The organism is Agarivorans sp., from assembly GCF_050295395.1.
In the GTDB taxonomy this organism is placed as follows: domain Bacteria; phylum Pseudomonadota; class Gammaproteobacteria; order Enterobacterales; family Celerinatantimonadaceae; genus Agarivorans.
In genome coordinates, this window is sequence record NZ_JBNKPP010000157.1 from 1 (window position 1) to 11,409 (window position 11,409).

An 11,409-nucleotide genomic window follows, 5' to 3' on the forward strand; every position below is an offset into this window, starting at 1 on the left:
CCGAAGATGCAGGGCTTCGGGGGCCGTATTTTATACTAGTTTATGGCGCAGTTTAAATTTAATAAGTTCAATTCCCTCAATAATACGGAAAATTTTGCAAACTCATGGCTATTACCGGTCTTAAAGTCGGCTAACATGTGATTCCAACGGTCAAGAACACTGTCGTGAGCCAATAACCAATCGTCAAGCGGTTGATCACTTTCCAGTTTCGCAGCCCATTTCAGAGCACTTATGGTTAACAAACGTTGCTGCCAATCCAGATCTTCTCTAAATGAAGACCGCGCTAAGGCTTGCCAGTGATTATCTACGCCCTGCTGGTTAATTTGCTCGAGGAACCAGTGCAAACCAATTTTGGCCCCTAAGTTGAAATAAAGCTTGGCAACTTCAACAATGTCTTGCTCTGCTTGCTCAGCAATTTCAGTTAAATCCAATACCGAATACAAGGAGTTCATCTTAGCCATAGCGCAAGCGATATCGGCGGGAACCCGCTTAGCCTGCAAATCCTGTGACTCTTGATTGACTAAGGCCACCTCTTCCGCGGCTAGCACTTCCATTAGCGTATCTTGCAATGTGAGGTAACTTGGACGGTAACGCTCAATCTGTTCAGTGATAGACAGCGAACGGTCACGCAAGGTGAGGAAACGCCGCGTGGCTCGACGCACCATTCTGCGCAAGCTATTCATCATTTTAAGCTGCAATTGGGCACTAATTTGATTGTCTAGTGCCTCTATTTTTTCAAACAGCTCCCATATGCCAAACACTTCACAAGCAGTGACATAACAAGTACATATTTCTGCTGCGCTTGAGCCGGTTTCTTCTAGTAAACGAGTCACAAAGTTAAAACCAGCGTGGTCAACCACTCGATTCGCCAAGCGGGTGGCTACTATTTCTTGGCGCAGTGGGTGGTGCTGCATTTGCTCGCTATAACGTTGTTGCAGCAATACTGGGAAGGACGTAATCAAAGTTTGGCTTAAGTAAGGATCTTCAGTGACGTCTTCTACGTTAAACCACTCTTTTAACACCATTTTGCCGTAGGCCACCAGCACCGCTAACTCAGGTCGAGTTAAACCTTGGCCATTAGATTGGCGTTCAATTAACTCTTCATCGCTTGGCAAAAACTCTAAACTGCGGTCAAGTAAACCATCACGCTCCAAAGCATGCATGAAGCGAATCACCTCTTTGGCGGTAGTGGCCCCCAAATGTTCGGTGAGACTGATTGATTGACCTTGACGATAGGCGTTATCGAGTACGATTTCTGCCACGTTTTCGGTCATATCAACTAACAACTTATTACGTTGTTTCTCGGTTAACTCACCATTTGCGACCAAGCCATTCAACAAAATTTTGATGTTTACTTCGTTATCTGAACAGTCCACGCCACCCACGTTGTCGGTGAAATCGGTATTAATCCGTCCGCCATGACTGGCAATTTCAATACGCCCCAGCTGGGTAATGCCCAAGTTGCCACCCTCGCCGACAATTTTGGCACCGAGCTGTTTGCCGTTGATTCTTAACGCATCGTTGGCTCGATCGCCCACATCCGCATCAGACTCAGAACTGGCTTTAATATAAGTACCAATACCACCATTCCAGAACAAATCTACTGGAGCACACAAAATGAGCTTAATTAAGGCATTTGGCGTGACCTGAGTTTCTTTAGTTGCAAGTAGCTTTTGCATTTGCGGCGTCAAGCTAATCGACTTGGCACTGCGCAGGAATACACCACCGCCCTCGCTGATTAAGCTTTTATCATAATCGGCCCAGGATGAACGCGGTAATTCAAACAAACGCTTACGCTCTTGATAAGAAGCAGCAGCATTCGGTGTAGGGTCGATAATAATGTGCATGTGGTTAAAGGCGGCCACCAAGCAGGTATGCTCAGATAACAGCATACCATTACCAAATACATCCCCAGCCATATCACCCACAGCAACACAGCTAAAATCGGTGGTTTGGCAATCAATACCAATTTCTCTAAAGTGGCGTTTTACCGACTCCCACGCACCACGAGCAGTAATGCCCATGCCTTTGTGGTCGTAACCATTACTGCCGCCAGAGGCGAAAGCGTCCCCCATCCAGAATTGATATTCTTGGCTTAACTGATTAGCGATATCAGAGAAGGTCGCGGTGCCTTTGTCGGCGGCCACCACCAAATAAGGGTCATCATCGTCGCGGCGTACCACCTGTGGCGGAGGCACGATTTCACCTTGAACATTGTTGTCGGTAATGTCCAATAAACCTCGAATGAAGATCCGATAACAAGCCTTACCCTCTTCCAACCACGCCTCACGTTCACTGGGGCTGGGCAGTTGTTTACAAACAAAGCCGCCTTTCGCCCCAACCGGCACAATCACGGTATTTTTAACTTGCTGGGCCTTAACCAAACCGAGCACTTCGGTTCTAAAGTCTTCACGACGGTCCGACCAGCGCAACCCACCACGGGCGACTTTTCCGCCACGTAAATGCACCCCTTCTACGCGAGGCGAATAGACAAATATCTCAAACATTGGCACCGGCTGGGGCATGTCTGAGAGTTGACCGGGATTCATTTTAAAGGAGATGTAATCTTTCACCTGCTTGGCTTGATTAAGCTGATAGAAGTTGGTGCGTAGCGTGGCTTTAATCATTTCTAGATAACGGCGGATGATGCGGTCATCATCGAGGTTTTCCACGCCATCCAATAACGAAATGAGTTTTTCTTCAATTTTTTGCTCGGTTTTAGGGGCCGGTTTTAAGCTTGGATTAAAGCGTCGTCTAAATAGCTCAAGCAGCAGTACGGCTATATCTGGATAGTTAGCGAAAGTTTCTTCAATATAGCTTTGGCTAAAACTGCTACCAATTTGCCGCATGTATTTCGCGTAGGCCCGCAGTAAAGCCACGTCTCTACCCGAGGCTTGTGCAGCCAATACCAACCTATTGAAGCCGTCATCTTCTAATTTGCCAGCCCAAATGTTAGCTAAGGCCTGCTGGAAATTCTCCCTATTTTTTTCGATGTCCAAGCTACCGGAACCAACAAATAACATCGAGAAATCTAATAACCAATAGACTTTTCCGTCTGAGGTCATTAATCGATAAGGTGTTTCACCAATGACCCGTAAGCCCATGTTCTCGAGCATCGGTAAGATATCTGACAAATATAAAGGTTCATTCAAATGGAACAGTTTTAAACGCACCAAGTTACTGTCTGCAGCTTCTTCCTGAGGCCGATAAAACAACATGCCTAATTGATGTTCATCGCTGAGCTCTTCGAATTGAATAATATCGGCCACCGCAGAGCCCGGTAATACATTCTCTTTGTAAGAACGAGGAAAGGCCGTTTGATACAGGTTACTCAGCTCTATCGCTCGCTCTTCTCCAAAATTAGAAATGAGTGAATCAACCAGGCGGTCTTCCCAAGTTCGAGCGGCCTCTATGAGGTTAGTTTCTAGGTTGCTCAAGTCAAACTCCTGATTGTAGTCCTTAACCCTTACCATGTATTGGGTGCGCGCCATCGCTCCTTCGGTGAAGTAAGTAGAAAATTCCACCTCTTCATCCGATTTAAAGTGCTGTTTCAATATGCGCTGGCTTTCAATTCTCAGAGCCGTGTTGTAGCGCTCCTTGCTGGTGTAGATCAAGCAGCAATAAAAACGACCATAGATGTCTTTACGTACAAACAGCTTAACTAAATCGCGCTCCTGTATTTGTTCAACCCCTAAGCCAATTTCCAACAACTCCTCTTCGGTAGCTTGAATCAACTCATCACGAGGATAAGTTTCCATAATATTAAGCAGCGATTTATAAGCATGGGAGCCTTCCGGCAAACCGGAATTAACCATGATACGGGCTAGTTTTTGATTGATTAACGGGATTTCTAAAGCACTACGATTGTAGATAGAAGAAGCGTACAAGCCGATGAAGCGATGCTCACCCACCACATTGCCCTTACCATCGAAAATTTTAACTCCCACATGGTCAATGTAGGCAGGCCGATGCACTCGAGACTTATGGTTACTTTTATTTAGCACTAAAGGCACACAATTGGTGGCTAATTCTCGTCCCGCGCGGGTATAACTTGATAAAGAAACCACCTTGTCACTTTGATACTCGCGATATAAGCCCAAGCAGCCTTGGTCGTCAGGCAGTAATTGTAGATCCCCCTTCACTTGCTTTAGGCTGTAATGACGATAACCCATGAGGGTAAAGTTATTATCGGCCATCCAAGATAAAAACGCGGTACTTTGCGCCAACAGCTGATCATCTTTCGCTCCCTTGCTCGCGGCGAGATCAGCTGTAACCTGTTTGAGCTTAGTGAGCATCTCTGGCCAATCGTTAACCACCACGCTCACTTCATCCAAAACGGTGCTCAACTCTTTACTTAAACGCTGTAAGGCCCGTTCATCGCTTTGCCGATCAATTTCAATCATAAACACGGTTTGGTTGCCGGTTTCTTCGTGTTTTACATCGTGCAGCGCCACCACTCGATTGTTATCGTTGCGTTCAATACGCATTGGTTGATGCATTAACAAGTGGGTATTAATGCCGCTGCGCCCTAGGGCCATGCGAATCGAGTCCACTAAAAACGGCGAATCAGGCACCACAATTTCAATAATGGTATGGGTGGACTGCCAGCCATGACGGCTTAGCTCAGGGTTATACACTTTGATATGGCGTTCACAGGTGGAAGTTTGATTCAAGGTATTCCACAAACCCAAGCCCACACCATAAAGGTCGCTGTCACTGCGATTGGCTAAATCATCACTGCCCATGCCGGAAAACAGTCGTGCAATAAACTCTTCAGCTAAGGGGGCGACCTTAGGATCGAGTTTTTGATGAACTATTTGATAGACCTTTTGCAATAAAACGGAGGTGTGTTGCTGCGCTCTTGTCATAACGCATTCCTTATCCTAGTAGAAAATGAGTATTGTTGTTAAACAACAATGGCTTATTGCTTATTGTTAGTGTAGTTGGCTTTACTCATTTATCGAAAAATAAAGCGCTAACCCTTACCAACAATTAAACCATTGCGTTACAAATTTACAACATGGTTAACTAGATTTTTTGAAGTGAAAGGAATTTATTATTGTTATCGGTAGACAAAACGAAACGACCGCTTATACCGGTCGATGTCAAAAAAGGCAAAAAACGTAGCGCCGGAATTTGGATCCGCCGCCCTTGTTCATCTACAGCAAGAACTGAGCGGGCCGTTCCTCGGTATACCCGCTCAAATTCCTGATAGGAAATGTGCAAATTAAAATAATATTGCTTCATTGAAATAAAACGATGTTAGCCCTTTAACTGTTGCAAGCCATTGCTGACTTTTTCGTATAAGTCTTTACTAAGATCATCCAATGCGGCTAGGCTTTCGAGCTGTTCAATAATCATCGCCTTACGCGGCTGGTCTAATTTAACCGTTTGAATCAACGGCGTAATTAAGCGTGAAGCCACCTGAGGGTTTTGCTTATTTAATAGCTTCAAGATTTCAGTCAGGTAACGGTAACCAGCACCATCCTTAGCATGGAAGTGACGCGCGTTATTGTTAGCAAAGCTACCAATTAATGAACGGATCCGGTTGGGGTTTTCCATGCTAAAACTAGGATGCTCGCTTAAGGCTTTAACCCGAGCTAAAGCATCACCACCACTAAAGCTGGCTTCAAGAGCAAACCACTTGTCCATCACTAAGCCGTCATGCTGCCATTGCTGTTCGTAGTCTTTAAACATGCTACTACGTTGCTCAATGGCCGCGGTATTCGCCGCCGCCATCGCAGCTAATTTATCGGTCATTAAGCTGCTCTCAAAATAAGCCGCCGCCACTCGCTGTGGTTGGCTGAAGCCGACAAACTGCAAACACGCTGCACGTAAAGAGCGCCATGCAATATCGCTATGTGCCAAGCTTTGTTGATCCGCCTCGGCGCAGCGTTGTTCTAACTGAGCAAACGGTTCTGCTAAGGCTAAGGCTAAAGCTTGGATAAAGAAGTCTCGTGCCTTGGCAATAGCATCAATATCCACTTCTGGGAAGTTATCGGCAATTTCATTTTCGCTGCTAATGGTAAGTAACTCCGCCAATAGCCCTCGGTCAATCGCTTGGTCTTGCAACAATTGCTCAAAGGTAGCAATAATGGCAGGCTCTAGCTCTAAGGCTTGCTGTTGCTGAACTTTGGCCACCGCTTGCTGCATCCATCCGGCAATCAACTTCTGCATGCTATCCCAACGAGCAAAGGTATTGCTGGCATGATTAATCATCAATAACAGCTGTTCGCTGCTGTAGCTATAATCAAGTTTCACAGGAGCAGAAAACTCTTGCAACATCACTACACAAGGCTCTTTTGCTACGGCATCAAACACCCAGGTTTGCTGTTGCTGGGTGAGTTCCAATACCTCAGATACTGGCTTACCGTCGGTTTGCAATGCGATACTAGCGCCATTGTTAGTCAATAATTCAATGGAAACCGGAATATGCAATGGTAGTTTCTCTGGTTGATCGGCGGTGGCAGGCGTACTTTGCGAAAGCGTCAGGCTAAATTGTTGTTTGGCCGAATCAAATTGAGTTTGTACCGATACCACTGGCGTGCCCGACTGACTGTACCAACGCTTAAATAGGCTTAAATCTTTGCCGCTGGCATCTTGCATGGCATTAACAAAATCATCGCAAGTGACTGCCTGACCATCGTGACGCTCTACGTAGGTTTGCATGCCCGCTTGGAAAGCTTGTTCACCCAATAAGGTGTGCAGCATGCGGATCACTTCGGCGCCTTTTTCATATACCGTTAAGGTATAGAAGTTGTTCATCTCTATCACCTTGTCGGGGCGAATGGGATGCGCCATCGGCCCTGCGTCTTCGGCAAACTGATGACTACGCAATAAACGAACGTTTTTAATGCGATTGACCGCCCTTGAACCTAGGTCTGAGCTAAATTCTTGATCGCGGAAAACCGTTAGGCCTTCTTTTAAAGACAATTGGAACCAGTCTCGACAAGTAATCCGGTTGCCGGTCCAGTTATGAAAGTACTCATGGCCAATCACCGCTTCAATGCCTAAGAAATCACTGTCGGTAGCACTATGTTTATTGGCTAATACATACTTAGAGTTGAAAATGTTAAGACCTTTATTCTCCATGGCGCCCATGTTAAAAAAGTCCACCGCCACAATCATGTAAATATCTAAGTCATATTCTAGATTAAAGCGCTGCTCGTCCCATTTCATGGCTGCCTTTAATGAGGCCATGGCGTGCTCGCTGCGATCCAAGTTGCCCTTATCAACAAACAACTCCAACGCAATTTCTCTTCCAGAACGGCTGGTAAAGCTGTCTTGAAGTAAATCAAAATCACCCGCCACTAAGGCAAACAAATAACTAGGTTTTGGGAAAGGGTCTTGCCAACTCACCCAATGTTTACCGTTCTCCAGCTCCCCTTGAGCCACTTTATTGCCGTTAGACAATAAATAAGGATAGGCGGCTTTATCGGCAGTTATTTTGGTGCTGTAGGTTGCTAATACATCGGGGCGATCGAGGAAGTAAGTAATGCGGCGGAAACCTTCGGCTTCACACTGAGTACAAAAGGCGTTACCCGACTGATACAAACCTTCAAAGGCCTTATTAGCTTGGGGATTAATCAGCGTAACAATTTCTAATTCAAAACGCTCTGGTAAATCACTAATGCTTAATTGGCTATCACTAAGCTGGTAGTGTTGATGTTCTTGTTGATTCACCTTTAAGCTGAGCAGCTCAAGCTTTTCGCCATCCAGCACTAAATCTCCCGCTTGCGGGTCTAAGCGTTGCACGGTAGAAACAGCGCGCACAGTGGTGGCGGTCGGCTCTAAAACAAACTCTAGCGCGACATTTTCTATGGTGTAAGCGGGGGCTTGGTAATCTGAGCGAAATTTGGCGATGGGTTGAGCTGAAGAGTCGGCCATGAAACGTCCTTAATCAGAAAAAGATAAAATACCGAATATAATGCAGTTTATTGTAAAAGATTATGATTAGCGCAGCTAACGCTTTCGCAGTACTCAACAAACAAAAAAGTCGGCTTAAGCCGACTTGTTATTAGACGCTGAAAAATTATATCGACAGCCAACCGATAGCGTTTAAAAACACCACAGCGATAGCAATAGGCGAAATAAATTTAACGCTCTTAGAAAACATTTGGAAGGTTTTAGTACCTAGCCCCATATGGTGTTTCAAGCTATCGGCTTGAATCACCCAGCCCACAAAGATGGTAATAAATAAGCCCCCCAAGGGCAGTAGGATATTGGCTGTAAGATAATCCAAAATCTCAAAGAAATTATGCCCCATCGCGCCGGCGTTAATTTGAGCAAATTCCCATCCGGCAAAGGAGCCAATGGTGCCAAGGCTGAGTAACCATACTCCGCTACCGGCGACTATCGCAGCAACCTTACGACGCAGGCCGCGACGCTCAACCAAATAAGCTGCACTGGACTCTAATAAGGCTAAGGCCGAAGTGAAAGCTGCTACCACCACCATGGTAAAGAACATCGTAGAAACAATGCCACCTAAAGGCATGGTGCCAAAGGCAATCGGTAGTGATACAAATAACAGGCCTGGACCGGCGCTAGGTTCAATACCATTTGCAAACACGATTGGGTAAATGGCCAAACCAGCCATTAAGGCTACCACGGTATCGGCAATGGCGATGTAAATAGAAGTACGAGCAATAGAGGTACCTTCGGGTAAATAGGCACCGTAAATCATCATGATCCCGGAAGATAAACTCAAGGTAAAGAAGGCATGTCCTAAAGCCATTAATACACCATTAATGGTGAGTTTAGAAAAGTCTGGGCTGAACATAAAGTTGACAGCGGCGGCAAAATCACCGGTTACCGCAGCATAAAGCATAATCACAGCTAACAATACAAACAGCGCAGGCATTAACCAGCTAACAACCCGCTCTAGCCCTTTAGTCACCCCATTTGCCAATACTACTACGGTACCCACAATCACTAATGTCGACCATGCCAACAGTTGCTTAGGGTCTGAAGTTAAGGCTGAAAACAGTTCACCAATTTGCTGAGCATCACCGCCAGCGGCAGAAATGTCTCCCGCAACAGATTTAAATACATACGCCACTGCCCAACCGGCAATCACGATGTAAAAACTTAACACTAAAAATCCAGCAAGCACCCCCATTGCGCCAATAAAGGCCCAATTTTTAGAGCGGCCATTTTGCTGGGCAACTTTAGCCACAGCATTAGCGGGTGTAGAACGACCTTGTTTACCTATGTAAACTTCGGCCATCATTACCGGAATACCGATAAACAAAATACATAGTAGGTAGACGAGAACGAAAGCACCGCCGCCATTCTCCCCCATAATATAGGGAAACTTCCAAATATTACCTAGTCCAACAGCTGCGCCCGTGGCGGCCAAAATATAGGCGAAGTTGCTCGACCAGCGACTGTTCACCGAGGTGTTATTACTCATGATTTTCTCTTGATGTTGTGTTTATTATTAACGTCCATTTTTTTAGGGCGCTAATTCAAGCACAAAAAACAGGGAAATCACAGCCAAAACCAATTTTTATACTATTTTTATGCTTTACGTCGCTATATACAATAAACAAACAACTCATTAACCGAGCAAATACACTGAATAAGCATTCTTAAATTATGAATTTTTTACTATTTTGTGAGCTGCCATTGTTGTTCTAACCAGTCGCGCTCATAGCTTAGCGCCGGGTGAATGATTTGCCGTTTACTTAGCGCTTGCTGTTCTTCAGCCGTTAATACTACGCCGTTAGTTAACAATACGAAGGGAGTAAATTGCTCATCTTTCTCGATAAACCCCACTAAATTAACCACCCCGTTAACATAACCACTTTTTGCGTGAATATGCCCTTTTAAGGGGCTATTAGTAAGGCTATGGCGATAACGCAACGTACCACTTTGCCCTGCAACCGCTAAACGGCTAATCAAGGGCTGCAATTGTGGATCTTGCTGCCATAGCTGTAGCACTTGGTAAAGCACCTTAGCACTGACTAGGTTTTCCCGAGAAAGCCCTGAACCATCACGAATTTGCAAGCGCGCCACGTCAATGCCCAGTTGCTTAAGCTGCGCTAACAGCACTTCACTAGCGACCTGATAAGTGGCTGGGCGCTGCGCCGCAATGGCGAGGGTTTTGAAAATACTGTCTGCATACAGATTATCGGACTCAACCAACATGGTAGCTAACAGCTCAATTAAGGCATCAGAGCGATGTATATAAGACTGAGAATAAGCCTCTAGGCCTGATTTAAACTGCGGCTCTGCGTTAAGTTTAAAACCTTGAGCTCGCAGACTACGTTTTAGCTTTAAGGCAAAATGAGCCCGTTCATCATTGATCGAAAAGCGCAGCGGCATCATGCTGGCGTTAGCAGGCATACAGCCAGTTAAGCGATAACGATTATGCTCCCCGACTTGCAAGTTTTGCTGACAATCGGCGGTGTCTGCTGCCACGGTGACGATTTGATTATCTATCGCCAGCAACTGGCGATCACTCACATGCAAGCTACTCAGTTGCCCTACTCGGCCGGGTTTAAGATTGCCATAAATACAATTGCCATCGATGCTAAGGGCACTGACAGGGGCAGCAAAACATACGCCTATGTCATTCCACACTTGGCCCCGGCTACGGCTATGGCCAGTAAAGACATCATCAATCACCTCTATGGAGCGCACTGTAGTTTGTGTTACATCGCGTTTTAAGGCGCTCACTAATGCGCCGAGATCTTCTGAGCTAAAGCTGGGATCACCAGCCATCTGTAGCCTTAAATGTAAGCCGTTTGCACCAGGTTTTACACTGAGTTCTGTTTGAAAACGAAAATCAGCACCTAGGCTCTTGATAGCAGCGGTGGCGGTTAGCACCTTCATGGTGCTGGCAGGAGTCAATAATAAAGAAGCATTATAGCTGCCAGCAGGGCCAATATAGCTGACGATAGTACCGCGCTCGCTTAAGCTATCCGCCAGTACCGCGCTCGAGCAACTCAACAAAAACAGCATAACAGCGCGCCAAAACAACTGCATAAGCACCTTAACTAACAAAACCAAAACGTTAGTATATAAAAAAGGTGAACCATGGTTCACCTTTTCTATTTAATTATCGCGTTTACTTAGTACTAGCGAGCAATCAATTCCAAACGCATCGCACGTTGACGTACAAAGCTGCGTTTCAAATGGTTGAAGGTTTTCTCTGGCATACCGCTAGGTAATTCTACCGTTGAGTAGCTATCGAACAACTTCACACTACCGATGTAGTCGCTGCTGATATTGGCTTCATTAGCAATGGCACCAACAATGTGTTTTGTTTGAACACCATGCTCACGACCAGCATCAACACGGTAAGTGTTCATTTCCACATCTGCAGTACGACGTTTACGCTTAGCACCGCCTTCTGCGCGTCCACCTTTCTCGGCACCACGCTGACCACGGTGATTACGCTCACCA

At 45.7% G+C, this 11,409-nt stretch carries 6 protein-coding genes; all 6 read right to left on the minus strand.

All coding sequences use genetic code 11. The features are described from left to right. Window positions 1-35: 35 nt before the first annotated feature. Window positions 36-4,868 carry an NAD-glutamate dehydrogenase gene (locus tag ACQY6Q_RS09455; protein WP_427980609.1) on the minus strand — a complete coding sequence of 1,611 codons (4,833 nt, stop codon included), beginning with the start codon at window positions 4,866-4,868 and terminating at the stop codon, window positions 36-38. 160 nt (window positions 4,869-5,028) lie between these two features. After that, complete coding sequence (locus ACQY6Q_RS09460; protein ID WP_427980611.1) at window positions 5,029-5,247, minus strand: DUF2835 domain-containing protein; 219 nt, start codon at window positions 5,245-5,247, stop codon at window positions 5,029-5,031. Window positions 5,248-5,262: 15 nt separating this feature from the next. Beyond that, window positions 5,263-7,887 carry an aminopeptidase N gene (gene pepN, locus ACQY6Q_RS09465; protein ID WP_427980613.1) on the minus strand — a complete coding sequence of 875 codons (2,625 nt, stop codon included), beginning with the start codon at window positions 7,885-7,887 and terminating at the stop codon, window positions 5,263-5,265. A gap of 145 nt (window positions 7,888-8,032) precedes the next feature. Next, window positions 8,033-9,412, minus strand: a complete 1,380-nt coding sequence (locus tag ACQY6Q_RS09470) for a sodium-dependent transporter (RefSeq protein ID WP_427980616.1) — start codon at window positions 9,410-9,412, stop codon at window positions 8,033-8,035. Window positions 9,413-9,609: 197 nt separating this feature from the next. Further along, window positions 9,610-10,989: a D-alanyl-D-alanine carboxypeptidase/D-alanyl-D-alanine endopeptidase gene (gene dacB / locus ACQY6Q_RS09475; protein WP_427980619.1), complete on the minus strand. Its 1,380-nt coding sequence runs from the start codon at window positions 10,987-10,989 to the stop codon at window positions 9,610-9,612. A gap of 92 nt (window positions 10,990-11,081) precedes the next feature. Continuing rightward, window positions 11,082-11,409, minus strand: a 328-nt coding sequence (locus tag ACQY6Q_RS09480) for a DbpA RNA binding domain-containing protein (protein ID WP_427980621.1), incomplete at its 5' end; no start/stop codon positions are given.

What these genes read in the sequence shown, in the direction of transcription:
- ACQY6Q_RS09455 (WP_427980609.1), bottom strand. Translation starts at nt 4,868, where the DNA reads ATGACAAGAGCGCAGCAACACACCTCCGTTTTATTGCAAAAGGTCTAT.
- ACQY6Q_RS09460 (WP_427980611.1), bottom strand. Translation starts at nt 5,247, where the DNA reads ATGAAGCAATATTATTTTAATTTGCACATTTCCTATCAGGAATTTGAG.
- pepN (WP_427980613.1), bottom strand. Translation starts at nt 7,887, where the DNA reads ATGGCCGACTCTTCAGCTCAACCCATCGCCAAATTTCGCTCAGATTAC.
- ACQY6Q_RS09470 (WP_427980616.1), bottom strand. Translation starts at nt 9,412, where the DNA reads ATGAGTAATAACACCTCGGTGAACAGTCGCTGGTCGAGCAACTTCGCC.
- dacB (WP_427980619.1), bottom strand. Translation starts at nt 10,989, where the DNA reads ATGCAGTTGTTTTGGCGCGCTGTTATGCTGTTTTTGTTGAGTTGCTCG.